Annotated in this window: 24 protein-coding genes; 14 read left to right on the forward strand and 10 right to left on the reverse strand. The window is 71.1% G+C overall.

The window, feature by feature from the left end; genetic code table 11:
• Positions 1–22: 22 nt before the first annotated feature.
• Together ACIOD2_RS25080 and asnB are read right to left on the reverse strand one after the other, a co-directional pair.
• Positions 23–319 carry a hypothetical protein gene (locus ACIOD2_RS25080; RefSeq protein WP_400542439.1) on the reverse strand — a complete coding sequence of 99 codons (297 nt, stop codon included), beginning with the start codon at positions 317–319 and terminating at the stop codon, positions 23–25.
• A gap of 34 nt (positions 320–353) precedes the next feature.
• On the reverse strand, positions 354–2,195 hold the full coding sequence (gene asnB / locus ACIOD2_RS25085; protein WP_400542442.1) for an asparagine synthase (glutamine-hydrolyzing): 1,842 nt from the start codon (positions 2,193–2,195) through the stop codon (positions 354–356).
• Positions 2,196–2,599: 404 nt separating this feature from the next.
• Here asnB and kdpF point away from each other — a divergent pair, with 404 nt between their 5' ends.
• The 8 genes from kdpF to ACIOD2_RS25125 are packed head-to-tail and all read left to right on the forward strand — an operon-like array spanning position 2,600 to position 10,706.
• A complete protein-coding gene (gene kdpF / locus ACIOD2_RS25090) occupies positions 2,600–2,701 on the forward strand; it encodes a K(+)-transporting ATPase subunit F (protein ID WP_247062298.1) in 102 nt (33 codons plus the stop codon).
• Positions 2,702–2,738: 37 nt separating this feature from the next.
• Complete coding sequence (gene kdpA / locus ACIOD2_RS25095) at positions 2,739–4,400, forward strand: potassium-transporting ATPase subunit KdpA (RefSeq protein ID WP_400542447.1); 1,662 nt, start codon at positions 2,739–2,741, stop codon at positions 4,398–4,400.
• Positions 4,397–6,442 carry a potassium-transporting ATPase subunit KdpB gene (gene kdpB / locus ACIOD2_RS25100; protein WP_400542449.1) on the forward strand — a complete coding sequence of 682 codons (2,046 nt, stop codon included), beginning with the start codon at positions 4,397–4,399 and terminating at the stop codon, positions 6,440–6,442. The genes kdpA and kdpB overlap by 4 nt, the downstream gene beginning before the upstream one ends.
• A 5-nt stretch (positions 6,443–6,447) precedes the next feature.
• On the forward strand, positions 6,448–7,059 hold the full coding sequence (locus ACIOD2_RS25105) for a potassium-transporting ATPase subunit C (protein WP_400542452.1): 612 nt from the start codon (positions 6,448–6,450) through the stop codon (positions 7,057–7,059).
• A 4-nt stretch (positions 7,060–7,063) separates the two neighbouring features.
• On the forward strand, positions 7,064–9,598 hold the full coding sequence (locus ACIOD2_RS25110) for a DUF4118 domain-containing protein (RefSeq protein ID WP_400542455.1): 2,535 nt from the start codon (positions 7,064–7,066) through the stop codon (positions 9,596–9,598).
• Positions 9,595–10,290 (forward strand): response regulator, encoded by a 696-nt coding sequence (locus tag ACIOD2_RS25115; RefSeq protein WP_400542458.1) that lies wholly within the window; start codon positions 9,595–9,597, stop codon positions 10,288–10,290. Before ACIOD2_RS25110 ends, ACIOD2_RS25115 begins: the two co-directional genes overlap by 4 nt.
• 21 nt (positions 10,291–10,311) lie before the next feature.
• A complete protein-coding gene (locus ACIOD2_RS25120; RefSeq protein ID WP_400542461.1) occupies positions 10,312–10,542 on the forward strand; it encodes a hypothetical protein in 231 nt (76 codons plus the stop codon).
• Positions 10,539–10,706 (forward strand): hypothetical protein, encoded by a 168-nt coding sequence (locus ACIOD2_RS25125; RefSeq protein WP_400542464.1) that lies wholly within the window; start codon positions 10,539–10,541, stop codon positions 10,704–10,706. The genes ACIOD2_RS25120 and ACIOD2_RS25125 overlap by 4 nt, the downstream gene beginning before the upstream one ends.
• A gap of 46 nt (positions 10,707–10,752) precedes the next feature.
• Here the strand turns inward: ACIOD2_RS25125 and ACIOD2_RS25130 are convergent, their stop codons facing one another.
• Positions 10,753–11,370 (reverse strand): hypothetical protein, encoded by a 618-nt coding sequence (locus ACIOD2_RS25130; protein WP_400542467.1) that lies wholly within the window; start codon positions 11,368–11,370, stop codon positions 10,753–10,755.
• Between the two features lie 183 nt (positions 11,371–11,553).
• On the opposite strand from ACIOD2_RS25130, the gene ACIOD2_RS25135 reads away from it, so the two are divergent.
• Positions 11,554–11,841: an acylphosphatase gene (locus ACIOD2_RS25135; protein WP_400542470.1), complete on the forward strand. Its 288-nt coding sequence runs from the start codon at positions 11,554–11,556 to the stop codon at positions 11,839–11,841.
• A 168-nt stretch (positions 11,842–12,009) separates the two neighbouring features.
• The gene (gene smc / locus ACIOD2_RS25140; protein ID WP_400542473.1) at positions 12,010–15,612 is read left to right on the forward strand and encodes a chromosome segregation protein SMC; all 3,603 of its coding nucleotides are present in this window, start codon (positions 12,010–12,012) and stop codon (positions 15,610–15,612) included.
• 161 nt (positions 15,613–15,773) lie between these two features.
• Here smc and ACIOD2_RS25145 read toward each other — a convergent pair whose 3' ends face one another.
• From ACIOD2_RS25145 to ACIOD2_RS25160, 4 genes are all read right to left on the reverse strand, one after another.
• Entirely contained in the window at positions 15,774–16,001 is a 228-nt protein-coding gene (locus ACIOD2_RS25145; protein ID WP_400542475.1) for a hypothetical protein, read from the reverse strand.
• A gap of 71 nt (positions 16,002–16,072) precedes the next feature.
• A complete protein-coding gene (locus ACIOD2_RS25150) occupies positions 16,073–16,573 on the reverse strand; it encodes a DUF3455 domain-containing protein (RefSeq protein ID WP_400542478.1) in 501 nt (166 codons plus the stop codon).
• An 84-nt stretch (positions 16,574–16,657) separates the two neighbouring features.
• Complete coding sequence (locus ACIOD2_RS25155) at positions 16,658–18,226, reverse strand: sodium:solute symporter (protein ID WP_400542481.1); 1,569 nt, start codon at positions 18,224–18,226, stop codon at positions 16,658–16,660.
• A gap of 16 nt (positions 18,227–18,242) precedes the next feature.
• Positions 18,243–19,451, reverse strand: coding sequence for an anhydro-N-acetylmuramic acid kinase (locus ACIOD2_RS25160; RefSeq protein ID WP_400542484.1), 1,209 nt, complete (start codon positions 19,449–19,451; stop codon positions 18,243–18,245).
• Positions 19,452–19,590: 139 nt separating this feature from the next.
• On the opposite strand from ACIOD2_RS25160, the gene ftsY reads away from it, so the two are divergent.
• Complete coding sequence (gene ftsY / locus ACIOD2_RS25165; RefSeq protein ID WP_400542487.1) at positions 19,591–20,886, forward strand: signal recognition particle-docking protein FtsY; 1,296 nt, start codon at positions 19,591–19,593, stop codon at positions 20,884–20,886.
• Here the strand turns inward: ftsY and ACIOD2_RS25170 are convergent.
• Together ACIOD2_RS25170 and ACIOD2_RS25175 are read right to left on the reverse strand one after the other, a co-directional pair.
• Positions 20,883–21,644 carry a hypothetical protein gene (locus tag ACIOD2_RS25170; protein ID WP_400542490.1) on the reverse strand — a complete coding sequence of 254 codons (762 nt, stop codon included), beginning with the start codon at positions 21,642–21,644 and terminating at the stop codon, positions 20,883–20,885. The two genes, ftsY and ACIOD2_RS25170, sit on opposite strands and share 4 nt — an antisense overlap.
• A gap of 54 nt (positions 21,645–21,698) precedes the next feature.
• Positions 21,699–22,202: a hypothetical protein gene (locus ACIOD2_RS25175; protein ID WP_400542493.1), complete on the reverse strand. Its 504-nt coding sequence runs from the start codon at positions 22,200–22,202 to the stop codon at positions 21,699–21,701.
• Positions 22,203–22,345: 143 nt separating this feature from the next.
• Between ACIOD2_RS25175 and ACIOD2_RS25180 the strand changes: the two genes are divergently transcribed.
• Positions 22,346–22,846: a GNAT family N-acetyltransferase gene (locus tag ACIOD2_RS25180; RefSeq protein ID WP_400542496.1), complete on the forward strand. Its 501-nt coding sequence runs from the start codon at positions 22,346–22,348 to the stop codon at positions 22,844–22,846.
• 157 nt (positions 22,847–23,003) lie between these two features.
• Here ACIOD2_RS25180 and ACIOD2_RS25185 read toward each other — a convergent pair whose 3' ends face one another.
• On the reverse strand, positions 23,004–23,780 hold the full coding sequence (locus ACIOD2_RS25185) for an IclR family transcriptional regulator (RefSeq protein ID WP_400542499.1): 777 nt from the start codon (positions 23,778–23,780) through the stop codon (positions 23,004–23,006).
• Between the two features lie 112 nt (positions 23,781–23,892).
• Between ACIOD2_RS25185 and aceB the strand changes: the two genes are divergently transcribed.
• The gene (gene aceB, locus ACIOD2_RS25190) at positions 23,893–25,473 is read left to right on the forward strand and encodes a malate synthase A (RefSeq protein WP_400542502.1); all 1,581 of its coding nucleotides are present in this window, start codon (positions 23,893–23,895) and stop codon (positions 25,471–25,473) included.
• A complete protein-coding gene (locus ACIOD2_RS25195) occupies positions 25,473–26,660 on the forward strand; it encodes a DUF6986 family protein (RefSeq protein WP_400542505.1) in 1,188 nt (395 codons plus the stop codon). Before aceB ends, ACIOD2_RS25195 begins: the two co-directional genes overlap by 1 nt.
• Position 26,661: the final 1 nt, after the last annotated feature.

The following is a 26,661-nucleotide window of genomic DNA, read 5'->3' on the forward strand; positions in this document are numbered from 1 at the left end:
CGGGGCGGGCAGGACCACCGGCTCAGCCGCGGATCAGCCTCGGCAGGATCTCCGTGCGCACGTACTCCAGCGCGTCCCGCTCCGGCAGGATGTGCGGCCCCTGCACCCACGTCACGCCGTGACGCACCGCAGCCGCCGTCAGGCGTTCACGCAGCGGGCCCACCACCCCCGCGCCCAGCACCAGCGCGTCCACCAAGCCCAGCCGAGACAGCGCCGCTTGCTCCGAAGCGACGCCGTCCGCGGCGAGACCCGCCGCGGACAGCGCCGCCGTCACCCTCGAGACCGTGGCCGGGTTGCGGCCGAACAGCAGCACCTTCATGCCACCCAGCCTGGTACCTCAAGAGGACTTGAGGTCAAGCGAGTTCGAGCGTGGGGTGGTACATGTCGATCCAGTGGTACAGGTCGAGCAGCCGGTCCAGGCCGATCCGGGCGGCCGGGTCCATGGTCGCCGGGTCCACTTCGGACACCCGGTGCGCCCACGCCTTGTCGACCAGCCCGAACACCGAGTGGTTCGGCTCCGCGAGGACCTCCTTGACCTGCTGCTGCAACGCCGCCGCGTAACCCGGGTCCTGCGTCGAGGGGTACGGGCTCTTCACGCGGTCCCGCACCGAGTCCGGCAGCACGTGCTTGGTCGCGTGCCGCAGCAGGCTCTTCTCCCGGCCGTCGAACGTCTTCAGCGACCACGGCGTGTTGTAGACGTACTCGACCAGCCGGTGGTCGCAGAACGGGACGCGGACCTCCAGGCCCACCGCCATCGACGCGCGGTCCTTGCGGTCGAGCAGCATCCGCACGAACCGGGTCAGGTGCAGGTTGCAGATCGTCCGCATCCGCGCCTCGCGCTCGGACTCGCCGTCGAGGTGCTCGACCCCGGCCACGGCCGTCGCGTACTGGTCGGCGACGTAGGCCTCGAGGTTCAGCTTGCGGACCAGTTCCGGCGTGTACAGCGACGCCCGCTCGTCCATCATCGACGACCGGAACGCCAGCCACGGGAACGTGTCCGCGTTGACGGCCTTCTCGTCGTGGAACCAGCGGTAACCGCCGAACACCTCGTCGGCCGACTCGCCGGACAGGGCCACCGTCGACTCGCCGCGGATCGCCTTGAACAGCAGGTACAGCGACGTGTCCATGTCGCCGAGCCCGGCCGGGATGTCACGGGCCTTCAGCACCGCGCGCCGCACCGCCGGGTCGCTCAGCTCCGACGGGTTGAGCATGACGTCCTGGTGCGCGGAGCCGACCAGGTCCGCGACGTCGCGGATGAACGGCGAGTCCGCGGTGTCGCGCATCTCGTCCGGCTTGAAGTTCTCCTCCTGGCCGAAGAAGTCGACGGAGAACGTGCGCAGCTGCTCACCCTGCTCGGCCAGCCGCGCGGCGGCGAGGCCGGTGACGGCACTCGAGTCGAGCCCGCCGGACAGCAGCACGCAGCGCGGGACGTCGGCGACCATCTGGCGGTGCACGATGTCGGTCATCAGCTCGCGGACGCGCTCGACCGTGGTCTCCTGGTCGTCCGTGTGCTGCTTCGCGTCGAGCTTCCAGTACGTGCGGGTCCGGATGCCCTCGCGCGACACGGTGACGATGGTGCCGGGCTGGACCTCTTCCATGTCCTTCCACAGCGACCAGCCGGGGCGCTTGGTGAACGCCAGCAGCTCCCGCATGCCGTCGGTGTCGACGACCTTCTTCGCGAGCGGGTTCGCCAGGATCGCCTTCGGCTCGGAGCCGAACAGGACGCCGTCGGCCGTCGGGTAGTAGTAGAACGGCTTGATGCCCATCCGGTCGCGGATCATCACGAGCCGGTCGTCGCGCTCGTCCCAGATCGCGAAGGCGTACATGCCGTTGAGGTGGTCGACGACCGCGTCGCCCCACTGCAGGTAGCCGTGCAGGACGACTTCGGTGTCGCTGTCGGTCTCCCACTTGTGGCCCAGCTTCGTGAGCTCGTCCTTGAGCTCGGTGAAGTTGTAGGTCTCACCGCTGTAGACCATCGCGACGTCGCCGTTCGGCGTGTGCACGGACATCGGCTGCCGGCCACCGGGCAGATCGATGATGGCCAGCCGCCGGTGACCCAGGGCGACGTGTGTGCGCACCCAGGTGCCCACGTCGTCCGGGCCGCGGCAGGCCATGGTCTCCGTCATGGCGTCGACCACGTCCTGACGGCGGGTGAGGTCGGCGTCGTAGGAAACCCAGCCGGCGATACCGCACATATGGACCCCTCCAAGCATTTACTTAGCTAGTACAACTATCGGTAACACAGGTGTAACACGGCGCGAAGATCTTGTCTGCCCGAATTGCACGTTCCGCACTCATTCGGTCACGCGTTGTGCTGTTGGTCACTTACCGCCCGTGGCGGTACCCAGGTGAGGGGCAAACGCTTGCGTGACCGGCGCCACCCGCCATAAAGACGGCGTAAATGCGCATCAGGACGGCGTTAACGCGCCGTCAGCCGACCTCCGCAACGGCCTCTCGCAGCCGCACAGTTGCGTCGTCCCTGGTCACCGAAAGCGGTGACCTGTCCTGAGAGGTGCCTAGTGGCCGACTTGCTCTACGCCGTTCTGATGATCGGCATCTTCGTGGTTATCGCGCTGGCCCTGCGTGGCTTGGAGAAGCTGTGAGTGGCGCGGGCACCGTGGCCAACGTCGTCGGCGGACTGCTGGCGCTGGGCCTTCTCGTTTACCTGTTCGTCGCCTTGATCAGGCCGGAGAAATTCTGATGCGCCCCGACGTACTCATCCCCGCGGAGGGGCAAGAATGACTGACACGACGGCCGGGCTCATACAGCTTGGCCTCCTCCTCGTCGCCCTCGCCGTGGTCTACAAGCCGCTCGGCGACTACATGGCGCGCGTCTTCTCCACCGAGAAGCACCTGAAGCTCGAGAAGGGGCTTTACAAGCTCTTCCGGGTCAACCCGGACTCCGAGCAGCGGTGGCCGACCTACGCCGCCGGCGTGCTCGGCTTCTCGTTCGTCTCGGTCGTCCTGCTCTACCTGCTGCAGCGGCTGCAGCCGATCCTGCCGTGGGGCCTGGGCCGCGGCTCGGTGAGCCCCGGCGTCGCGTTCAACACGGCGATCTCGTTCGTCACCAACACGAACTGGCAGTCCTACGTCCCCGAGACGACGATGGGCCACTTCGTGCAGATGGCCGGGCTCACCGTGCAGAACTTCCTGTCCGCGGGGGTCGGCCTGGCCGTGGCCATCGCGCTGACCCGCGGGTTCATCCGCTCGCGGACCGACCGGCTCGGCAACTTCTGGGTGGACCTCACGCGCGGCACCGTCCGCGTCCTGCTGCCGATGGCCTTCGTGTTCGCGCTCGTGCTGATCGCCCTCGGCGTCGTGCAGAGCCTCAAGGCGGGCGTCGCCGTCACCAACCCCGACGGCAGCCAGAGCACCATCGCGCTGGCCCCGGCGGCGAGCCAGGAGGCGATCAAGGAACTCGGCACCAACGGCGGCGGCATCCTCAACGCCAACTCGGCTCACCCGTTCGAGAACCCCAACGCCTGGACGAACCTGATCGAGCTGTTCCTGATCCTGGTGATCCCGGTCAGCCTGACCCGCACGTTCGGCAAACTCGTCGGCAAGCCCAAGCAGGGTTACGTCCTGCTCGGCGTGATGAGCCTGCTCTGGGCCGCGTCGCTGGCGATCATCTGGTTCTCCGAGGCCAAGGCGAGCAACCCGGCCGCGCTGGCCGCGGGGGCGAGCATGGAGGGCAAGGAGCAGCGGTTCGGCATCTCGGGCACGTCGATCTTCGCCGACACCACCACAGGCACGTCCACGGGCGCGATCAACGGCGCCCATGACAGTCTCTCGGGGCTCGGCGGCGGTGGTCCGCTGCTGAACATGCTCTACGGCGAGATCTCGCCGGGCGGCGTCGGCACCGGGCTCTACGGCATCCTCGTGATGGCCATCATCGCGATGTTCCTGGCCGGCCTGATGGTCGGGCGGACGCCGGAGTACCTGGGCAAGAAGCTCGGCAAGCGCGAGGTCACCTGCGCGGCGATCTCGATGCTGGCCATGCCGACGGTCGTGCTGCTCGGCGCGGGCATCGCCCTGATGCTGCCGGACACGGCGGGTGCGCTCGGCAACAGCGGCGCGCACGGCCTGTCCGAGATCCTCTACGGCTACGCCTCGACCGGCAACAACAACGGCAGCGCGTTCGGCGGCCTGACCGCGACGAGCGACTGGTTCCAGTCGTCGTTCGGCGTCGCCATGGCGTTCGGCCGCTTCATCCCGATCGTCGCCGTGCTCTGCCTGGCCGGTTCCCTGGCCGCGCAGAAGAAGGTCCCCGAGACCGCGGGGACGCTGCCCACCACCGGGCCGCTGTTCGCCACCATGCTCACCGGCACGGTGGTGCTCGTCGCGGCCCTCACGTTCATCCCGGCGCTCGCGCTCGGGCCCATCGCGGAGGCACTCGCATGACCGTCACCGAAGAACGACCTCAGGTGACCCACCAGGAGCACACCGGCCGGGTCGGCGCGGGCGTGTTCAGCCCCCGCCAGCTCTGGACGTCCCTCCCGGACGCCTTCCGGAAGCTCAACCCCAAGCACCAGCTCGCCAACCCGGTGATGTTCGTGGTGTGGGTCGGCTCGGCGCTGACCACCGTCTTCGCGGTCACCGACCCGAGCGTGTTCACCATCCTGATCGCGATCTGGCTGTGGTTCACGGTCCTGTTCGCGAACCTCGCCGAGGCCGTCGCCGAAGGGCGCGGCAAGGCGCAGGCGGAATCCCTGCGCCGGTCGAAGAAGGAGACCGTCGCCCGCCGGCTCACCGCGAACGGCGAGGAGCAGGTTCCGGGTGTCGAGCTGAAGATCGGCGACCTCGTGGTCGTCGAGGCCGGCCAGGTGATCCCGGGTGACGGCGACGTCGTCGAGGGCATCGCGACCGTCGACGAGTCGGCCATCACCGGTGAGTCCGCGCCGGTCATCCGCGAGTCGGGTGGTGACCGCAGCGCCGTCACCGGCGGCACGACCGTGCTGAGCGACCGGATCGTCGTGAAGATCACGACCAAGCCGGGCGAGTCCTTCGTGGACCGCATGATCGCGTTGGTGGAAGGCGCTTCCCGGCAGAAGACGCCGAACGAGATCGCGCTGACCATCCTGCTGGCCACGCTGACCATCATCTTCCTGCTCGCCGTCGTGGCGCTGCAGCCGATGGCCGGCTACTCCGGCAGCGAGCAGTCGGTGATCGTGCTGACCGCGTTGCTGGTCTGCCTGATCCCGACGACGATCGGCGCGCTGCTGAGCGCCATCGGCATCGCGGGCATGGACCGGCTGGTGCAGCGCAACGTCCTCGCGACGTCCGGCCGCGCGGTCGAGGCCGCGGGCGACGTCTCGACGCTGCTGCTGGACAAGACCGGCACGATCACCTTCGGCAACCGCCGGGCCACCGAGCTGATCCCCGTGGGAACGTCCACTCCGGACCAGCTCGCGCGGGCCGCCCGGCTGGCCAGCCTCGCCGACGAGACGCCGGAAGGGCGCAGCGTCGTCGAGCTGACCGAGTCCCACGCGGGTGACGACGTGCACGGCGAGTTCGTCCCGTTCACCGCGCAGACCCGGATGAGCGGGCTCGACGTCGGCGACCGGCGGATCCGCAAGGGTGCGGCGAGTGCCGTGCGCGCGTGGGTGCGCGACAACGGCGGGCAGTTCCCGGACGAGACCGAGCGGGTGGTCGACGAGATCAGCGCCCAGGGCGGCACGCCGCTGGTGGTTGCCGAGGACACCGTGGTGCACGGCGTGATCCGGCTGTCCGACGTCGTCAAGCCCGGCATGAAGGAGCGCTTCAAGGAACTGCGGGCGATGGGCATCAAGACGGTGATGATCACCGGCGACAACCCGCTCACCGCCAAGGCCATCGCCGCGGACGCGGGCGTCGACGACTACCTCGCCGAGGCCAAGCCCGAAGACAAGATGGCGCTCATCAAGAAGGAGCAGGAGGGCGGGCGCTTGGTCGCGATGACCGGCGACGGCACCAACGACGCCCCCGCGCTCGCGCAGTCCGACGTCGGTGTCGCGATGAACACCGGCACGTCGGCCGCGAAGGAGGCCGGCAACATGGTCGACCTCGACAGCGACCCGACGAAGCTGATCGAGATCGTCGAGATCGGCAAGCAGCTGCTGATCACCCGCGGCGCGCTGACGACGTTCAGCGTGGCGAACGACCTCGCGAAGTACTTCGCGATCCTGCCGGCGATGTTCACCGGCATCTTCGCCCAGCTCGGCGCGCTCAACATCATGCACCTGGCCACGCCGAGGTCGGCGATCCTCTCCGCGGTCATCTTCAACGCGCTGATCATCGTCGTGCTGATCCCGCTGGCCCTGCGCGGCGTGCGGTACAAGCCGTCGTCGGCCTCCGCGCTGCTGCGCCGCAACCTGCTCGTCTACGGCCTCGGCGGCATCGTCAGCCCCTTCCTCGGGATCTGGCTGATCGACCTGCTCGTGCGCCTCATCCCTGGAATCGGGTGAATGTCGTGAACACTCTCGTCAAGCAGACCTGGGCCGGGCTGCGCGTGCTGGTCGTGATGACCGTCCTGCTCGGCGTGCTCTACCCCCTGGGGGTGTGGGCGATCGCCCGCATCCCGGGGCTGGAGGGCCACGCCGAAGGCTCGGTCGTCACGCAGAACGGCCAGGCCGTCGGGTCGTCGCTGATCGGCGTCGACCCGGTGCCCGCCGACCCGGCGAAGGACCCGTGGTTCCACAACCGCCCCTCGGCGCTGTCGAAGGACGCGCTCGGCCCCGGCGACCCGTCGACGTCCGGCGCGTCCAACAAGGGCCCGTACAACGAGGACCTGGTGAAGACCATCGGCGAACGCAAGGACGCCATCGCGAAGCGCGAAGGGGTGTCGCCCGATCAGGTACCGCCGGACGCGGTGACGGCGTCGGGCTCCGGGCTCGACCCGTCGATCAGCGTGGCCTACGCCGACCTCCAGATCGCCCGCGTCGCCCGGGTGACGGGGTTGCCGGCGGACCGGGTGAAGCAGCTCGTCGAGGCGAACACGTCGGGCGCCGGGATCGGGATCCCCGGGGTGAATGTGCTCCAGCTCAACTTGGCCGTGCAAGGTGCGGCCGGAGGGGCACACTGACAGCGTGACCACCGCAAAGAAGCCGCGCCGGGGGGAGCTGAGGATCTACCTCGGCGCGGCTCCGGGCGTCGGCAAGACCTTCGCCATGCTCGGCGAGGCGCGGCGCCGGCTCGACCGCGGCACCGACGTCGTCGCCGGGCTGGTGGAGACGCACGGCCGCGAGAAGACCGCGGTGCTGCTCGAAGGCCTGGAAACCGTGCCGCGACGGCACGTCGTGCACCGCGGCCGGGCCTTCGAGGAGATGGACGTCGACGCCATCCTGGCCCGCGCCCCGGAGGTCGCCGTCGTCGACGAGCTCGCGCACACCAACGTGCCGGGCTCGCGCAACGCCAAGCGCTGGCAGGACGTCGAGGAGCTGCTGGAAGCCGGCATCGACGTCCTGTCCACGGTCAACGTGCAGCACCTGCAGAGCCTCAACGACGTCGTCGAGCGGATCACCGGCGTCACCCAGCACGAGACCGTGCCCGACGAGGTCGTCCGCCGCGCCGAGCAGCTCGAGCTCGTCGACATCACGCCCGAAGCGCTGCGGCGGCGGCTCGCGCACGGCAACGTCTACCCGGCCGAGCGGATCGACGCCGCGCTCGGCAACTACTTCCGCCCCGGCAACCTCACCGCGCTGCGCGAGCTGGCCCTGCTGTGGGTGGCCGACCAGGTCGACGTCGCGTTGCAGCGCTACCGCGCCGAGCAGAAGATCACCGACACCTGGGAAGCGCGCGAACGCGTCGTCGTCTCCATCACCGGCGGGCCGGAGAGCGAGACGCTCATCCGCCGCGCCAGCCGGATCGCCGGCCGGGCCGGGGCCGAGCTGCAGGTCGTCCACATCCTGCGCGGTGACGGCCTGTCCGGGCTCGGCCCGACCGCGATCGCCCGCTGCCGCACGCTGGCCGAGGAGGTCGGCGCGACCTTCCACACCGTCGTCGGCGACGACGTCCCGACCGCGCTGCTGGACTTCGCCCGCGGCGTCAACGCGACGCAGCTGGTGATCGGCACCTCGCGGCGCTCCCGCGTGGCGCGGCTGTTCGACGAGGGCATCGGCGCCACCGTGGTCCGCCAGTCCGGGCCGATCGACGTCCACATGGTCACCCATTCCGAGGCGGGCGGCCGGTTGCGGGCCCGCCTCGGCGCGAGCCCGCTGGGGTTCTCGCGGCTGGTCGCCGGCTGGGTCCTGAGCGTCGTGCTGCCGGTGCTGGTGACCGTCATCGGCCTGTTCGTGCCCACCGGCCTCGACTTCGCCACCGACGTCATCTCCTACGTGCTGGCCACGGTCGTGGTCGCCCTGGTCGGCGGCCTCGGCCCGGCGCTGATCGCGGCCGTGCTCGGGGCCGGGCTGCTCAACTTCTTCTTCACGCCGCCGCTCTACACGCTGAACGTGCACACGCCGCAGAACCTCGTGACGCTCATCGCGATGGTCGTCGTCGCGGTGCTCGTCGCGCTGGTCGTCGACCAGGCCGCGCGGCGGGCCACGCAGGCGGCGCGGGCGCGGACGGAAGCCGCGCTGCTCGCGTCCTACGCGCGGACGGTCCTGACCCACGCGAACCCGATCGAGCGGCTGCTGGAAAAGGTCCGCGAGAACTTCGCGCTGACGTCCGTGACACTGCTGGAAAAGCGGGAAGGCGAGTGGCACCGCGTCGCGACCGCCGGCGAGCAGCCGTGCGCCGACCCGGACGAGGCCGACGTCGACATCGCCGTCACCGCCGACGTCCACCTCACGTTGCGCGGGCGCGCCCTGCCGGCGGCCGACCGGCGGGTGCTGGAAGCCGTTGCCGGGCAGGCCTTGCTTTCGTTGCGCCAGCAACGCAGTGCCGACGCCGCGCTGAAGGCCGAGCGCAAGGCCGAGGCCACCGAGCTGCGGACGACGCTGCTTTCGGCCGTCGGGCACGATCTCCGGACGCCGCTGACGTCGATCAAGGCGTCCATCGGCAGCCTGCGCGCCCCGGATCTGCAGCTGTCCGAAGAGGACACCGCGGAGCTGATGGAGGCCATCGAGCTGTCGGCGGACCGGCTGGCCGGCCTGATCGACAACCTGCTCGACTCCTCGCGGCTGGCCACCGGCGCGGTGCGGCCGCACCTGCGCCCGGTCGGCTACGACGAGGTCGTCGCGCACGCACTGTCCAATGTGGATGCCTCCGACGCGGTGGTCGTCGCGGTCGACGACCAGCTGCCGTCCGTGCTTGCCGACCCCGGCCTGCTGGAGCGGGTGGTGGCGAACGTGCTGGACAACGCGCTGCGCCACGGCGGGGGCAAGGTGTCGGCCCGGGCCAGCGCCCACTCCGGCCACGTCGAGCTGCGGATCGTCGACCACGGCAAGGGGTTGCGCAAGGGCACCGCGGACTCGGCGTTCGCGCCGTTCCAGCGCCTCGGCGGCGACCGGGACGCGACACCCGGGGTCGGGCTCGGGCTGTCGGTCGCGAAGGGGTTCACCGAGGCGATGGGCGGCACGATCCGCGCCGAGGACACCCCCGGCGGCGGCCTCACGGTCGTCGTGTCCCTGCCCGCCGAGAGCGTCAGCTACCACGAAGTCGAAGAGGGGGTGCGATGAGCGACACCGGGGCCACCGTGCTGGTGGTGGACGACGAGCCGCAGATCGTGCGGGCGCTGCGGATCAACCTCAACGCCCGCGGCTACAAGGTGATCACCGCGCACGACGGCACGGCCGCGCTCAAGGCCGTCGCCGAGACCAAGCCCGACGTCGTCGTGCTCGACCTCGGCCTGCCCGACCTCGACGGCACCGAGGTGATCGCCGGCCTGCGCGGCTGGACGACGGTCCCGATCATCGTCCTGTCCGCCCGCGGCGACTCGGCCGACAAGGTCCAGGCCCTCGACGCGGGCGCCGACGACTACGTCACCAAGCCGTTCGGCATGGACGAGCTGCTGGCGCGGTTGCGTGCGGCCGTCCGCCGTTCCGCGGTGGCCGGCGCCGACGACGTGGACGCGGTGGTGGACACGGAGTCGTTCAGCATCGACCTGGCGGCGAAGAAGGTCCGCCGCGACGGCCGCGAAGTCCACCTGACCAAGACCGAATGGGGCGTACTGGAGCTGCTGGTCCGCAACCGCGGCCGGCTGGTCGCGCAGAAGCAGCTGCTGCACGAGGTGTGGGGGCCGTCGTACGAGACGGAGTCCCACTACCTGCGGGTCTACCTGGCCCAGCTGCGGCGCAAGCTGGAGCCGGAGCCCTCGCGGCCGCGGCACCTGCTCACCGAGCCGGGCATGGGCTACCGCTTCGAAGCCTGAGAACCGGGGTAACCCACCCGAGTGACGACGAGGTGGGTTCTGGGTGGGGAACGCCTGCCCCCGAAGTTCGTGCTGACCTTCGGGGTCATGTGGACGCTGATCGCGGCCGGCTGGATCTGGCTCGCGTTCGACGGCGAGGTGGGCAGCTGGAAGGGCTGGCTCCAGCTCGGGACGAGCGCGCTGTACGTGCTGTTCGCGGTCTACTACTGGGCGCTGTACGTGCACCTGCGCCGGACGAAGGAGCGCGTATGACGAGGCTTCGCGTGCTGCTCGCGATCGTCTGCGGCTACCTCGCCGGGGTGGGAGTCTCGTTCGCCTTCGGCCTCGACGACCCCTGGGCGTACGGCCTCCTCGGCATCGGGCTCGGCCTGGGAGGCGCCGCGGGCGGGGCGCTACGCCGAACCCCGAAGCCCTGAAACGACGAAGGCCACCGCCGCGGCGGTGGCCTTCGAGGTAATTCGCTTACTGGGCGCGTCCGGCGGCGCGACCGGACTCGGTCGTGGTGGCCGTCGGCGAACCACCGGTGCTCTGCCCGCCGGCGGGCGGCGGGCTCGAGTCCGGCGTCGTCGGCGTGGTGGGTGTCGTCGGCGTGGTGGACGGCGTCGGGGTCGTCGTCTTCGTCGGCGGGGTCGTCGTGGTCTTCGGCGGCGGGTTGTCGCCCGTGTCGTTGCGCGGCGGCGGCGTGTACGGCGGCGGCGGGGCCTGGGTGACGACCGTGGTGGTCGTCTTGCCGTCCGGGCTGACCGAAACCACCGTCGTCGGGGCGCTCGAAGAAGGCGTGTCCGTCGGCGACGGCGGGCCGCCGAGGGTGGACGGGCCGCCCGGGGTCGGGGTGCCCGGCACCGTCTGGACGCCCGCGGGCGAGGTGCCCTGGCCGCCGGGGGCGCCGGTGCCGCCCGCGGTGGTCGCGGGGGCCGGGCCGGCGAGCTCGGCGACGGCGGCGAACGCCGTCGCGACGACCAGCCCGGCCACCCCGAGTACGACGTACCCGGCGCGGTTCGGTTTGCTGCTCTTCGGCGGCGCGGTGGTGTCGACCCTCGTGATGCGTGAGCTCGAATCTGACCCGTCGGGGCGGGGCATACAGGCTCCTAGTAGATCGGGAAGCGGCTCGGAGGTCGTCAAACGATCACTGCTTGCCCCGGGCGGGGGAACCCGGGAGGGCGACCTCGGCGGGGAGATTATCACCGTCCGTGCCGCATTCGCCCAGGTAGGGAGCCTGCGTGATCACTGTGCGCAGTCAGTCTGTCCGGAAAGGATGAACGCGTGAGTGAGCAAGAAACGAACACCCGGTTGACGGCGTGGGTCCGCGGGCGCGTGCAGGGCGTCGGTTTCCGCTGGTGGACGCGCAGCCGGGCACTCGAACTCGGCTTGGTCGGCAGCGCGCGCAACATGCCCGACGGTCGTGTTGAGGTCATAGCGGAGGGTGATCAAAACCACTGTGAGCGGCTGTTGGTCGCCCTTCGCTCCGGAGAATCACCCGGAAGTGTGGAGACCGTCGTCGAGCGCTGGTCCGACCCGAAAGGGGGACTCAGTGGGTTCGTCGAGCGGTAGCCCGGCCTTGGTACTTCCGGGGCGGGTGTGGCGCACGAGGTTGCTGAGCACTCGAACGCTGTGCTAAGGCGCGCCGGTGAGGGGGCGCGTCCGGCGGTCCCCGGACGCCCCCAGGTAACCTGGGACGATTGAAACGCCAGTACCGGCAGCCAGAGGGGTCAGCACCCAGTGCACCTGAAAAGCTTGACGCTGAAGGGCTTCAAGTCCTTCGCCTCGGCGACCACGCTGCGCTTCGAGCCGGGGATCACCTGCGTGGTCGGCCCGAACGGCTCCGGCAAGTCGAACGTGCTGGACGCACTGCGCTGGGTGATGGGCACCCAGGGCGCCAAGGACCTGCGCGGCGGCAAGATGGAGGACGTCATCTTCGCCGGCACCGCGGGCCGCGCCCCGCTCGGCCGCGCCGAGGTCACCCTCACCATCGACAACGCCGACGGCGCGCTCCCGATCGAGTACGGCGAGGTGTCGATCACCCGCCGGATGTTCCGCGACGGCGCCAGTGAGTACGAGATCAACGGCGACCGCTGCCGCCTGATGGACGTCCAGGAGCTGCTGTCGGACTCCGGCATCGGCCGCGAGATGCACGTCATCGTCGGGCAGGGCCAGCTCTCGGCCATCCTCGAGTCCAAGCCCGAAGAGCGCCGCGCCTTCATCGAAGAGGCCGCCGGCGTCCTCAAGCACCGCAAGCGCAAGGAACAGACCCTGCGCAAGCTGGCCAACATGCAGGGCAACCTCGACCGCCTCGGCGACCTCACCACCGAGCTGCGCCGCCAGCTCAAGCCGCTGGGCAAGCAGGCCGAGATCGCCCGCAAGGCCCAGTTCGTCCAGTCCGAGCTGCGCGACGCCCGGCTGCGCCTGTTCGCCGACGACCTCGTCACCCAGCGCGGCTCGATCGAGCGGGAAGAGGCCGACGAGAAGGTCGCCCGCCAGCGCCGCGCCGAGGTCGAGCAGACCCTCGAGATCGTCTCCGCCGAGGAGACCGAGCTGGAGTCGTCGCTGGCCGAGGACGCGCCGCTGCTGCAGAGCGCCCAGGAGACCTGGTACAAGCTCTCGGCGCTGGCCGAGCGGCTGCGCGGCACCGTCCGCCTGGCGATCGAGCGCCAGCGCCACCTGTCGGCCGACGTCACCACGGCCACCGGCGGCCGCGACCCCGAAGAGCTGCTCGAAGAGGCCGAGCGCGTCGCCGAGCAGGAAGAAGAGCTCAACGAGGCCGTCATGGAGGCCCGGGAGCTGCTCGCCCAGACCGTGCTGCGCCGCGAGGACCTCGAACAGCGGGTCCAGGCCGCCGAGCGCGCGCACTGGGCCGCCGTCCGCGCCATCGCCGACCGGCGTGAGGGCATGGCCAAGCTGACCGGCCAGGTCGAGGCGCTGCGCAGCAAGAACGGCGCCACCTCCGACGAGATCGACCGGCTCAGCGTCTCCCTCGAGGAGTCCGCGGAGCGGGCCGAGATCGCCGTCGAAGAGCTCGAAGTGGCCAAGGCGGAGGGCGGCGTCGAGGAGTCCGACGACTCCGGGCTGATGGCCCACCACGACCGCGCGGTCGAGGCCAACAACGCGGCCAAGGCGCGCGTCGAAGAGCTGGTCAAGGCCGAACGCACCGCCGAGCGCGAGATCGCGTCGGAGAGGGCCCGCGTCGAGGCGCTGTCGATGGGGCTCAAGCGCAAGGACGGCGCGGGCGCGCTGCTCGGCGCGTCCCACGAGCTGCCCGGCCTGCTCGGCTCGGTCGCCGCGCTGCTGACCGTCGAGCCCGGTCACGAGGTCGCGCTGGCCGCGGCGCTCGGCCCGGTGGCCGACGCGGTCGCCGTCACCGGCGGCCACGACGCCCTGCGCGCCCTCAGGTACCTGAAGGACACGGACTCCGGCCGCGCGGGCATCGTGCTGGGCGCGCCTGAGTCCACTGTGGACACCTACTCCTGGCCCGCGCTGCCGGAAGGCGCGCGCTGGGCCCGTGAGGTCGTCACCGCGCCGGCGCAGCTGCGGCCCGCCGTCGAGCAGGCCCTGGACAAGCTCGCGCTGGTCCGTGACCTCGAATCGGCCCGGCAGCTGGTCGCCACGCACCCGGAGGTCCGCGCGGTCACCGCCGAGGGTGACGTCTTCGGCGCCCGCTGGGCGATCGGCGGGTCCGGCGCCCGCGAGAGCGTGATCGAGGTCCAGGCCGCCGTCGACGAGGCCGGCGTGCGGCTGCGCACGGCCGAACGCCAGCTGGAGCAGTACGCGGCCGAGCTGGAAGGCGCCCGCGCCGAGCAGCAGGCCCGCCGCGAAGAGGTCTCCCAGGCCAAGGACGCCCTCGGTGACGCCAAGGTGCGCAAGGCCCGCTCGTCGGAGCGGCTCAACCGGTTGCAGCAGGCCGCGCGGGCCGCGCAGGCCGAGGTCGAGCGGTTCTCCGGGCAGCGCGCGAAGGTCGAGCAGAGCCGCGTGCAGGCGCTGGCCCAGCTCGCCGAGCTGGAGGAACGCCTCGCCGCCGTCGCCGAGCAGCCGGTCGAGGACGACCCGGACACCGCCGAGCGCGACCTGGCCGTGGAAGAGCTGGCCGTCGTCCGGCAGGAGGAGATGGAGGCGCGGCTCGCGCAGCGCACCGCCGAGGAGCGGGCGCGCGGCATCGCGGGCCGGGCCGAAGGTCTCCGCCGCGCCGCACACGCCGAGCAGCAGGCCCGCGAACGCGCCGAGCGCGCCGCCGCGGCCCGCAAGCGCGGCGCCGAGATCGCCAACGCCGTCGTCAGCGGCGGTGAGATCGCGCTCGAGCGCATCGAGCACTCGGTCCAGCGCGCGGCCACCGAACGCGACCAGGTCCAGTCCCGCCGCCAGAGCCGGGAAGCCGCGCTGACCGGCGTCCGCGCCAAGGTCCGCGAGCTCACCGGCGAGCTGGAGAAGCTGACCGACGCCGTGCACCGCGACGAGGTCCAGCGCGCCGAGCAGCGGCTGCGGCTGGAGACCCTGGAAGCCAAGATCGCCGAGGACTTCGGCATCGGGCTCGCCGACCTCGTGCAGGAGTACGGCCCGGACGTCCCGGTGCCGCCGAGCGCGGGCGAGATGGCCGAGTACGAGGCGGCCAAGGAACGCGGCGAGGACGTCACCCCGCCGCCGCCGATGCCGTTCGACCGCGACACCCAGGCCCGCCGCGCCAAGCGCGCCGAGAAGGACCTTTCCCTGCTGGGCAAGGTGAACCCGCTCGCCCTGGAGGAGTTCGCGGCGCTGGAGGAGCGGTACAAGTTCCTCTCCACGCAGCTCGAGGACCTCAAGGACACCCGCAAGGACCTCGAGGCCGTGATCAAGCAGGTCGATGAGAAGATCCTCGAGGTCTTCGCCGGCGCGTACGCGGACGTCGCCCGCGAGTTCGAGACGGTGTTCAGCGTGCTGTTCCCCGGCGGCGAGGGCCGGATGGTCCTCACCCAGCCGGACGACCTGCTCGCCACCGGCGTCGACGTCGAGGCGCGCCCGCCGGGCAAGAAGGTCAAGCGGCTGTCGCTGCTGTCGGGTGGCGAAAAGTCGCTGGTCGCGGTGGGCATGCTGGTCGCGATCTTCCGCGCCCGGCCCTCACCCTTCTACGTCATGGACGAGGTCGAGGCCGCGCTGGACGACACGAACATGCGCCGGCTGATCGGGCTGCTGGAGCAGCTGCGCGACTCCTCGCAGCTGATCATCATCACCCACCAGAAGCCGACCATGGAGATCGCCGACGCCCTCTACGGCGTCAGCATGCAGGGCGACGGCATCACGAAGGTGATCTCGCAGCGCCTCCGCACGGCCGACGACGAGCCGGTCGCGGTCGGCTAGGTGGCCGGGTTCGTTTCGGGGTGATCCCAGCTCGGCGCGGGTGTCGCGCCAGGCGCGACCGGTAGGCCGACCCGTTGTCCGGCGCCGTGGTACGGGTGAACAGACAGGCCGGCACCGGGTCACCTCAGCCAGGGGCAACGTCCCTGGACATCACAGCCGGCTCAGCGCATGTCCTCTTCGCGCGGCGCGGGCCGGTCTTCGCCGCGGGCGCGCGGCTCGTAGGTGCTGAGGTCGCTGCCCATCCACTCGGCGTCGCCGATCCGGGGTCGGCGGCCGCGCGGCGAGAGCATCCCGCGCCGGACGCCGCGCTTGCGGTCGAAGCGGTCCATGACCAGGCCGATGACGAGCAGCACGGCGAGGATCACGCCGATGCCGATGAAGAACCCCATGAGAAACCCCCTGTCCCCGCCCGCAGTTTAGGGCGGCGCGAGGACAGGGGGCAGCGGTTTTCTCCCGCCGGTCAGCCGGCCACCCAGAAGGCGTAGTCGGCCGTGTAGTGGACCGCGGTCTGGGCGCCTTCCGTGCACGCCCCGGCCGGGGCGAGGCCGCCGCGGGTGTTCAGGCGCTGGACGTAGGTGACCTTGCCGAACACCCCGGTGCCGCTGTTGAGGTTCGCCTTGAGGAGCAGCTCCGGGATCGCGCCGTCACGCGGCGAGGTCGCCGCCGCGGCCGCGCCGACCGTGCTTCCGTCCACAATGGATGTCCATACCGGACCCTTGCTGTGGATCGCCACCGGCTGACCGTGTTTCGACAGCACGGCCGCGGGCTGGATCAGCGCCCAGGCGCCGTTGGTGCAGCCGTAGATCTGGACGCCGTCGCCGGAGTACGTGGCGAGCGGCCGGTTGCCCGCCGGGACCTGGACCGCCGCCGGGGCCTTCGGGGTCGCCGTGGCGGCCGAAGCCGTCGCCGCACCGCCGAGCGCCAGCGAGCCGACCGCGAGCGCAACCAAAATCCGTTTCATGTTCCCACCTTTGTTTCCTCCCGCCGCTTTCCGGCGGGCTCCCGATGACCAACACGGGCGCCCGCCGGAACCGGTTCAGAAGAATCAGGCGGAAGTGACTTCTTGCTTGTCTTCGCCCACGGCGTTCGCCTCGGCCGCCTTCGGGTCGGGCGTGCGGTGCCGCAGCGAGAGCAACCCGCCCACGACCAGCGTGATCACCACGCCCAGCAGCGTGTACCAGGGGTAGGCGAGCGCGACCTTGTCCCCGGCCGCCTTGCTGAAGTCGATCCCGATCAGGCCGCCGGTCTTGGCGCTGAACTTCAGGCCGAGGATCACGAACGCCATCACCACGACCGTCGCGACGAACGCGATGATCGCGTCCACCTGGCGGGCCTTCTTGATCAGCAGGCCGAGCAGGAACGCCCCGAGCAGCGCGCCGTAGGTGTACCCGGTGATGGCCAGGCCCAGCTCGATCACGGAGTTCTTCGTGGTGGAGAACAGCGACGCGAACACCGCGAACACCACGGCCCAGATCAGCGTCCACATGCGACCGTGCTGCAGCAGCTTCGAGTCCTCGGGCGACTTCTTGGTGAAGCGCTGGTAGATGTCGGCCACGGTCGACGTCGAGAGCGCGTTGAGCGCCGAGGCGAGTGCGCCCATGGTCGAGGCGAGCACCCCGGCGATGAGCAGGCCCGACACGCCGACCGGCAGGTCGTCGATGATGAACTTCGAGAACACGTCGTCCGGGCTCTGCAGGCCGAGCTCCGCGACCGACTTGCGGCCGTTGAACACCCAGAGCATCGCCCCGACCAGCAGGAACAGCGCGAACTGGATGGTGACGATGATGCCGCTGCCGATGAGCGCCTTCTGGCCGTCGCGCAGGCTGCGCGTGGCCATCAGCCGCTGGGCGATCAGCTGGTCCGCGCCGTGCGAGGCCATCGACAGCGCGGCGCCGCCGAGCACCGCCGTCACGAAGGCGTACGGGCTGGTCAGCAGGTTCTTCGTGAAGTCGACGAGCATGAACTTGCCGTCCGCCGAAGCCTGGGTCGCCCAGTCGCCCGGCAGCTTGTTCAGCAGCACGATCGCCGCCACCGCCGCGCCGCCCAGGTAGAGCGTCAGCTGGATGACGTCGACCCAGACGACCGCCTTGATCCCGCCGATGTAGGCGTAGATCAGCGTCAGCGCGGTCAGGATCACCACGATCACCCAGTAGTCCAGGTGGATGTTGTAGTGGCCGAGGATCACCTTGATCGGGATCGCGCCGGCGAACAGCCGCACGCCCTCGGCGAGCAGCCGCGTCACCACGAACGTCACCGACGCCGTACCCTGCAGCCCCGAGCCGAACCGCTTGCCCAGGAAGGCGTACGCGCTCACGAGGTTGCCGCGGAAGTACCGCGGCAGCAGCACGAACGCGGCGATGACCCGGCCGATGATGTAGCCGAAGGCCAGCTGCAGGAACAGGAACGCGTTGCCGAACACCAGGCCCGGCGTGCTGATCACGGTCAGCGTCGACGTCTCGGTCGCCACCACGGACAGCATCACCGCGCCCCACGGCAGGCTGCGCTCGCCGACGAAGTAGTCGGCGGCCGACCGTTGTTTCCGCCCGACCAGCACGCCTATCAGCGGCATCGCCGCCAGGTAGACCACGATGATGGCCAGATCGACACCCCGCATGGACTTCTCCTACTCCTCATCCGGCCTTCTCCGCGACACGCAACCGCGTCACGGCGCCCCCCAGCGGGGCAGGAAGGGTCAAGGGCCCGGCACCCGGGACGAGGGCGCCGAGCAGGCGCGGTCCCCGCGCACCGGTCGCCGACGGCACCGTACCGGGCACGCCGCACCAGGTGAGCCAGCCCAGCAGCGCGGTCAGGTACGCCTCTTTGCCGGCGCCGGGCAGGCCGAGGTCGTCGCTGGTCTTGAGCACCGCCGAGGGCAGGTTCCTGGCCAGCGCCGTCATCACGGCCGGGTTGGCGATCCCGCCGCCGGACGCGATCACCGTCGTCACGCCGTGGTGGTGGCACTGCTCGGCGACGGAGACGGCGGTGAGCTCGGTCAGCGTCGCGAGCAGGTCGGCCGCGGCGACCGGCGGCAGGCCGTCGAGGGCGGCGTCGAGGTAGGCCGCGTTGAAGTACTCCTTGCCGGTGGACTTCGGCGCCGGGGCGGCGAAGTACGGGTCGGCGAGCAGCCGGACGAGCAGGTCGGCGCGCACCGAGCCGCGCAGCGCGAGCCGCCCGTCGAGGTCGCTGCGGCTCCCGGTGACGCGGTGGGCGGCGAGGTCGAGCAGCGCGTTGGCCGGCCCGGTGTCGTAGGCGATCGCCGGTGCGCCCGCGGTGACGACGGTGATGTTCGCGATCCCGCCCAGGTTGAGCGCGGCGACCGGGCGTCCGCTGTCCTCGGCCAGGCCGCGCAGCCACAGCTGGTCGAACGTGCTGGCCAGCGGTGCGCCGTGCCCGCCGGCGGCGACGTCGCGGGCGCGCAGGTCGGCGAGCACCGGCAGCCCGGTGCGCTCGGCGATCCACGCGGGCTGCCCGAGCTGCAGGGTGCCGCGGGCGCTGCCGTCCTCCACCCAGTGGAAGACCGTCTGGCCCAGCGAGGCGACGAGGTCCGCGGTGCCGCCCGCCAGCTCGACGGCGCCGCGCAGGGCGGCGTCGGCGAACGCCTGGCCGACGCCGGTGTCGAGCCGGGTCAGTTCCCCGGCGGTGCACGGGTTCGGCGGCAGCGCGCCGAGCAGGCCCGCACGCAGCGGTTCGGGGTAGGGGACGTCGAGCTCGCCGAGCGGGGTCAGCACCACGGTGTCCTCTTCGGCGTGCAGGTCGGCCGCGGCGACGTCGATGCCGTCGACCGACGTGCCCGAAATCAGCCCGATCACCCGGAAGCCGTGGCTGGCTCGTTTCCCCATCCGGAGGGGTTTAGTGCAGCGTTGCCTGTGACGCAACCCACCCCGTGAAGTCTTGGCCCAATCGGGATGTACGTCGTTACGAATTGCCTGCGCGGACGGCGGGTCCGCGGTGGTGGCGGGCCAATGAAAGGATGGTGCAGTGTCGAGCTCCTGGTTCATCTTCGTAGTCATCGCGGTCGTCGTGCTGGTCGCCCTGCTGGTGACCGGCCTGCTGATCGCGCGCAAGCGCCGCATCAGCCTGGACGCCCAGCGTGAGGTCGAGGCCAAGCCGAAGGGCGGCAGCTACGCGGCCAGCGGGGGCATCGCGCTCGCGCCCGGCGGTGAGGCGCCCGAGGTCCAGGAGCCGGCCGAGCACCCCGTCGAGGACCGCCCGGAGACCGACGGCCAGCCCGCCGTCGGCGACGACGCCGCGGTCCCGCGCGACTCGGCCCAGCGCACGGTTCGCGACGTCAAACTGCCCGATGCCGAGGTCGTCGAGCCGGCTGCCGTCACCGAAGAGATCGACCCCGCGGCCGGCCGGCTGGAGCGGCTGCGCGGGCGGCTGACGAAGTCCCGCTCGATGTTCGGCCAGAGCCTGCTGGGCCTGCTCGGCGCCGGCGACCTCGACGAGGACTCCTGGCAGGACGTCGAAGACACGCTGCTGATGGCCGACCTGGGCGCGGCCACCACGAACCACATCGTCGAGCGGCTGCGCGACGAGCTGTCCCGGCGCGCGGTGCGGAACTCGGCCGAGGCCCGCGAGGTGCTGCACGAGGTGCTGACGGCGGAGCTGTCGACCGACGCCCACCGCGCGGTGCGGGCGCTGCCGCACACCGTCGACGGGAAGAAGCAGCCCGCGGTGGTGCTGGTCGCGGGCGTCAACGGCACGGGCAAGACGACGACCACGGGCAAGCTCGCGCGGGTGCTCGTCGCCCAGGGTGCCACGGTGGTCCTGGGCGCGGCGGACACCTTCCGCGCGGCGGCGGCCGACCAGCTGCAGACGTGGGCCGAGCGCGTCGGCGCGGAGGTCGTGCGCGGCAAGGAAGGCGCGGACCCGGCGGCGGTCGCGTTCGACGCGGTCAAGCGCGGCGTGGACACGGGCGTCGACGCGGTCCTGGTCGACACGGCGGGCCGGCTGCACACGAAGACCGGCCTGATGGACGAGCTGGGCAAGGTCAAGCGCGTCGTCGAGAAGCAGGCGAAGGTCGACGAGGTCCTGCTGGTCCTCGACGCGACCACGGGCCAGAACGGCCTGATGCAGGCCCGCGTGTTCGCCGAGGTCATCGACGTCACGGGCATCGTGTTGACCAAGCTGGACGGCACCGCCAAGGGCGGCATCGTGTTCCAGGTCCAGCGTGAGCTGGGCGTCCCGGTGAAGCTGGTCGGCCTGGGCGAGGGCCCGGACGACCTGGCGCCGTTCGAGCCGGGCGCCTTCGTGGACGCGTTGCTGGGCTAACGGATCCGTTTGCGGGTGGCCCAGTCGTGGACGGTGCCACCCGCCTTGAAGTGGCTGTCGTGGTGCATGCACAGTCCGTTCGCGCTGAAGGCGGAAACCGTCATGGTGCAGCGCGAGCCGCGCTGCACCACGCTCGCGCGGCACCGCGCGTTCGCCGTGGCGGTACTGGTGGCGAGCTGCGCGGCTTGGTGTGCGTGAGCCCATGAAGCCGGCAGCTGCGGCCGGTCAGGGCGCGGCGGCGGCAGCTCGAACGGGCTCGTTCCGTCCGGCTTGCGCAGGCCGAGCCGTTCGACCAGCTCCTTGGTCGGCACCTCGGTGGTGATGGTGAGCTGATCGGTCCGGTTGCCGGCCACCCAGTGGCGGACCCAGCCGACGCCGTGCAGCACCGGGTTGCCGCCGAGCTGCGCGGGCGCGTCGAGGACCAGCGCGCTGATCAGGTAGTCGTCGCGCGCCAGGGTCAGGTGCGCGGTCTCGCCGAGCAGCGTCGGCACCGTCACCCCGTGCGGTTCCCCGGTGTTCCCGGCCGGGGCCGTCTGGAGGGCCAGCAGCACAGGACGCCGTCCGGCGGGCACGTGCCGCACGACGATGTCGACGTCGCTGGTCACGTCGCCGATCCGGTGGCGACGGGGCTCCGGCAGCGTGACAGCCCGCCGCGGCCCGTCGAAGGCCCGGTCCAGGGCCCGCTCGGCGAGCCTGCCGACGACGGCCGCGGCCGCCGCCTGACCCAGCCAGACGAGTGATCCGGTGAACGGTTCCAAGTCGTGCCCCCTCTCTCGCTCCTCCGGAGTCGCGAGACGGCGGCCTGATACCGGCTAGAGCCGGGAAGGCGGCAGCCGGAACAACGGCGTGCCGTCCGCCTTGCGCAGCCCCAGCTGCAGCAGCACCGGCGCCGTCGGGTGGTGGGCCGGGATCACCAGCGGGGACGTCCGGCGGGACGTCACCTTCAGCCGGGACCAGCCGATGCCCTGCAGCGTCTGGCCGGATCGGGTGCGCCCCAGCGGGTCGACGATCATCGCTGCGCCGAAGTAGTCGCCGCCCGGGAGGTTGACGCGGGTGGTGTGGCCGAGCACGACCGAGAACACCGTGCCCGTGCGGCTGCCGTCCTCCTGCAGCGTCAGGATCACCGGCGTGCGGGTCCGGATCGTCAGCTGGTGCCGCACCGAGATCTCGACCGTCCCCGGCGGCGATCCGCCGAGCCGCGGCCACGAGGGCAGCGGCGGCGGCCCGTCGAGCGCGCGGTCGACCAGCCGGTCGAGCAGGTTCGAGGCGGCGCCCTGGGCGAGCCAGGCGAGCGCGCCGCCGGTGAGGGAGTCCATGACCGTCCTTCCGGGAAAATCGGATGACGGGCGGTGCGCGCCGGCGCAGAATCCGGGCATGCCCGGTTGACGCACTTCCGCTCGTGCCCCTCCTCGTAACAGACGTCCCAAAGCCGTCATTCACTACGAGAGAGGACCGAAGCATGCCCATCATCCACGGTGCGCGGGTACTTTTGCGTACCATTTCGGCAAAAGACCGCAACCGTCTCCGCGAAATCCTGGCCACCCCGGAGGTCGCCCGCTGGTGGGGCGACCCGGACCACGAGGTCGAAGGCCTGTACGAGGTCGAAGAGGGCTACACCTGCTACGTGATCGAACTCGACGGCGAGGTCGTCGGGATGATCCAGAGCTGTGAAGAGCTGGAGCCGCAGTACCACCACGCCGGGATCGACATCTCCGTGCACCCGGACTTCCACGGCCGCGGCATCGGCACGGACGCCCTCCGCACCCTGGCCCGCCACCTGCTGGACAGCGGCCACCACCGCCTGACCATCGACCCGGCGGCCTCGAACGAGACGGCGATCCGGGTCTACACGAAGCTGGGTTTCCGCCCGGTCGGCTTGCTGCGCCAGTACGAGCGCGGCCCGGACGGCACCTGGCACGACGGCCTGCTCATGGACCTGCTGGCGGGAGAGCTGCAGTAGGCCGGTTCTTGTCGATGGCCTGCCGGAGGAGCCGAGTCATTCCCTCGTGCCTCGCGTCGAGGTCGGCAAAACCCTTGTCGATCGTGGCGCCGAGGCTCGGACATGGTGATCGGGGTATCGGCCGCCATGCGCTCCGAGTCACCCGTGATCACTCGGCTCACACGGTGACCGTGGCCTGGGAAAGGCTCGCGCCCAGCGCGTCCGCCACCCGCCGCACCGCCGGGGCGATGTGCGCCACCGCCTCGGCGGTCAGCCGTCCGGACGGGCCGGACACCGACACCGCCGCGGGCACCGGCGCTCCCGGCACCGCCACCGCGACGCACCGGACCCCGAGCTCCTGCTCCGCCTCGTCGAGCGCGTACCCCTGCGAAGCGATGCGGGACAGCTCGACGGCCAGCGCGTCCGCGTCGGTGAACGTGTGCTCGGTGTACGCCGGCATCCCCGTCCGCTCCAGCAGCGAGCGGACGTCGGCCGCGGGCAGGTGGGCCAGCATCGCCTTGCCGACGCCCGTGCCGTGCGGCAGCAGCCGCCGGCCGACCTCGGTGAACATCCGCATCGAGTGCTTGGAGGGCACCTGGGCCACGTACACGACCTCGTCGCGCTCCAGGACCGCCAGGTTCGCCGTCTCGCCGACCTCCTCGACCAGCTCCGCCAGCAGCGGCCGCGCCCAGGCGCCGAACTGCATGCTCGCGTTCTCGCCGAGCCGGATCAGCCGCGCTCCCAGCGCGTACCGGCGGTTCGTGTTCTGCCGGACGTACCCCAGGTCGACCAGGGTGCGGATGAGCCGGTGGATCGTCGGCATCGGCAGCCCGGACAGCGTCGCGAGCTCGGACAGGCTGGCCTCACCGCCGGTGTCCGCGAGGTGTTCCAGCAGCTCGAAGGCACGCTGCAGGGACTGGACGCCGCCATCGCGCCCGTTCTTCTCCGCTGCCACCGGTGGTCCTCCTTACGTCTGCGTTGAGCTTCCGCTATGCAGAAACTATAGTCCGGCTGGTAGAAAACCGTAGGGCCGTTATCCAAAGATCCGAACCCTCGAGGTGTTCCGCATGTCTTCTGAAGTCCAGGTGCTGGGCGACCCGGTCGAGCGTGGCGACGAGATCCTGACGCCGGAGGCGCTCGCCTTCCTCGCCGGCCTGCACGACGCCTTCGCCGGCCGCCGCGACGAGCTGCTGCAGGCGCGCGGCAAGCGCCGCGAGGAGGCCCGCACCACCGGCAAGCTGGATTTCCTGCCGGAGACGAAGGAGATCCGCGAGGGCGACTGGCAGGTCGCCGAAGCGCCGGCCGCGCTGCGCGACCGCCGCGTCGAGATCACCGGGCCGACCGACCGCAAGATGACCATCAACGCGCTCAACTCCGGTGCGAAGGTGTGGCTCGCCGACCTCGAAGACGCCAACACGCCGCACTGGGCGAACGTCGTGTCCGGCCAGGTCAACCTGTACGACGCCGTCCGCGAGGACATCACGCTGGAAAGCGGCGGCAAGAGCTACGCGCTGAAGGACGGCGTCGAGCACGCGACGATCGTGGTCCGCCCGCGCGGCTGGCACCTCGACGAGCGCGGCCTGTCCTTCGGCGGGCGCGAGGCCGTCGGCGCGCTGGTCGACTTCGGCCTGCACTTCTTCCACAACGCGAAGGAGGCGCTCAGCCGCGGCAAGGGCCCGTACTACTACCTCCCGAAGATGGAGAGCCACCTCGAAGCGCGGCTCTGGAACGACGTCTTCACCCACTCCGAGAAGACGCTGGGCATCGAGCACGGCACCGTCCGCGCGACCGTGCTGATCGAGACCATCCCGGCCGCGTTCGAGATGGAGGAGATCCTCTACGAACTGCGCGAGCACGCCTCGGGCCTGAATGCCGGCCGCTGGGACTACCTGTTCAGCGTGATCAAGTACTTCCGTGACGCCGGTGAGAAGTTCGTGCTGCCGGACCGCAACTCCGTCACGATGACCGCGCCGTTCATGCGCGCCTACACCGAGCTGCTCGTGCGCACCTGCCACAAGCGCGGCGCGTTCGCGATCGGCGGCATGGCCGCGTTCATCCCGAACCGCAACGACCCGGACGTCACCAAGGCGGCGCTCGACAAGGTCCGCGCCGACAAGAGCCGCGAGGCCGGCGACGGCTTCGACGGCTCCTGGGTGGCGCACCCGGGCATGGTCGACATCTGCCGCGAGGAGTTCGACAAGGTCCTCGGCGACAAGCCGAACCAGCTCGACCGCACCCGCGACGAGGTGAGCGTCACCGCCGACCAGCTGCTCGACGTCGCCTCGACGCCGGGTGGCGCGACGGCGGCCGGCCTGCGCGCGGCCGTGGACGTCGGCATCCGCTACATCGCCTCCTGGCTCTCCGGCAACGGCGCCGCGGCGATCCACAACCTGATGGAAGACGCGGCGACGGCGGAGATCTCGCGCTCGCAGGTCTGGCAGTGGGTCAAGAACGGGACCACGTTGGACACCGGCGACGTCGTGACGTCCGAGCTGGTGCGCGGCGTGCTGGCGGAGGTCCGCGGCGAGCTGGCCGCGGAGATCAAGCCGGAGGCGCTGGAGCCGGCCGTCGAGCTGTTCGAGCAGGTCGCGCTGGCCGACGGGTTCCCGGACTTCCTGACGCTGCCCGCGTACGAGCGGATCAAGTAGTGCGGCTGTCCCAGGACGTCTACGACGCCGCCGACGCGCGCCTGGCCGAGGCCGACGCGCGCGTCGCGGCGTTGTACCCGGGGGAGCTGCCGGGGCGCCAGCCGGTGCACACGGTCTACGTCCCGGCGTCGTCGTACCGGACACGGCTGGTCGCGGACTGGGGAAAGCAGGCCATGCGGGTCTTCGTCGAGCACGAGGACCTGCTCGGCCTGGACGCCGACGTCTACGAGCGGGTCCGGGCCAAGCTGCTGACCGAGCCGATCGAGGACCTGCGGATCGACTTCGAGGACGGCTTCGGCCGCGTCCCGGACGACGTCGAGGACGCGGCGGCGCGCGCGGCCGGCCAGACCCTCGCGACCACGGGCGGCACGCCGTTCGTCGGTATCCGCTTCAAGAGCTTCGAGGCTTTGACGCGCCGCCGCGGGATCCGCACCCTCGACCTGTTCCTCGGCAGCCTGCTGGACAACGGCCCGTTGCCGCCCGGGTTCGTCGTCACGCTGCCGAAGGTGACGGCGGTGGACCAGGTCTCGGTCGCCGCCGAAGTGCTGGCACAGCTGGAATCCGCGTACGAGCTGCCTGAGCGATCGTTGCGTTTCGAGGTCCAGATCGAGACGGCCCAGTCCATTGTGGACGCGGACGGGACGCTGTCGGTGGCCCGGATCGTGCACGCCGCGGACGGCCGGTGTTCGGGCCTGCACTACGGCACGTACGACTACAGCGCCGGGCTCGGCATCGCGGCGGCGTACCAGAGCATGGAGCACCCGGCGGCGGACCTGGCCAAGCAGCTGATGCAGGTCTCGGCGGCGGGCACCGGCGTCCGCCTGTCGGACGGCTCGACCAACCGCCTCCCGATCGGCGACGCGCTCCCCGGCGCCTGGGCCGAGCACCTCCGCCTGGTCCGCCGGTCCCTGGAACGCGGCTTCTACCAGGGCTGGGACCTGCACCCGCACCAGCTGCCGACCCGCTTCGCGGCGACGTACACGTTCTACCGCGAGGGTTTCCCTGCGGCGGTGGACCGGCTGCGCGCGTACGCGGACAAGACGTCCGGGGGAGTCCTGGACGAACCCGCGACGGCCCAGGCCCTGGCGGTGTACCTGCTGCGCGGCCTGGACTGCGGGGCCCTCGATGAGGGTGAGCTGCCGTTCGGGCGGCCGGAGCTGGAGAAGTACGCGCGTCGCGAAGTCTGAG

Source organism: Amycolatopsis sp. NPDC088138, assembly GCF_044741685.1.
Taxonomy (GTDB): Bacteria; Actinomycetota; Actinomycetes; order Mycobacteriales; family Pseudonocardiaceae; genus Amycolatopsis.

Coding starts and splice junctions, on each gene's coding strand:
- asnB (WP_400542442.1), bottom strand. CDS start 2,195: ATGTGCGGTATCGCCGGCTGGGTTTCCTACGACGCCGACCTCACCCGC.
- ACIOD2_RS25080 (WP_400542439.1), bottom strand. CDS start 319: ATGAAGGTGCTGCTGTTCGGCCGCAACCCGGCCACGGTCTCGAGGGTG.
- ACIOD2_RS25130 (WP_400542467.1), bottom strand. CDS start 11,370: ATGCCCCGCCCCGACGGGTCAGATTCGAGCTCACGCATCACGAGGGTC.
- ACIOD2_RS25145 (WP_400542475.1), bottom strand. CDS start 16,001: ATGGGGTTCTTCATCGGCATCGGCGTGATCCTCGCCGTGCTGCTCGTC.
- ACIOD2_RS25175 (WP_400542493.1), bottom strand. CDS start 22,202: ATGGACTCCCTCACCGGCGGCGCGCTCGCCTGGCTCGCCCAGGGCGCC.
- kdpA (WP_400542447.1), top strand. CDS start 2,739: ATGACTGACACGACGGCCGGGCTCATACAGCTTGGCCTCCTCCTCGTC.
- ACIOD2_RS25115 (WP_400542458.1), top strand. CDS start 9,595: ATGAGCGACACCGGGGCCACCGTGCTGGTGGTGGACGACGAGCCGCAG.
- ACIOD2_RS25180 (WP_400542496.1), top strand. CDS start 22,346: ATGCCCATCATCCACGGTGCGCGGGTACTTTTGCGTACCATTTCGGCA.
- aceB (WP_400542502.1), top strand. CDS start 23,893: ATGTCTTCTGAAGTCCAGGTGCTGGGCGACCCGGTCGAGCGTGGCGAC.
- ACIOD2_RS25160 (WP_400542484.1), bottom strand. CDS start 19,451: ATGGGGAAACGAGCCAGCCACGGCTTCCGGGTGATCGGGCTGATTTCG.
- ACIOD2_RS25150 (WP_400542478.1), bottom strand. CDS start 16,573: ATGAAACGGATTTTGGTTGCGCTCGCGGTCGGCTCGCTGGCGCTCGGC.
- ACIOD2_RS25155 (WP_400542481.1), bottom strand. CDS start 18,226: ATGCGGGGTGTCGATCTGGCCATCATCGTGGTCTACCTGGCGGCGATG.
- ACIOD2_RS25125 (WP_400542464.1), top strand. CDS start 10,539: ATGACGAGGCTTCGCGTGCTGCTCGCGATCGTCTGCGGCTACCTCGCC.
- kdpB (WP_400542449.1), top strand. CDS start 4,397: ATGACCGTCACCGAAGAACGACCTCAGGTGACCCACCAGGAGCACACC.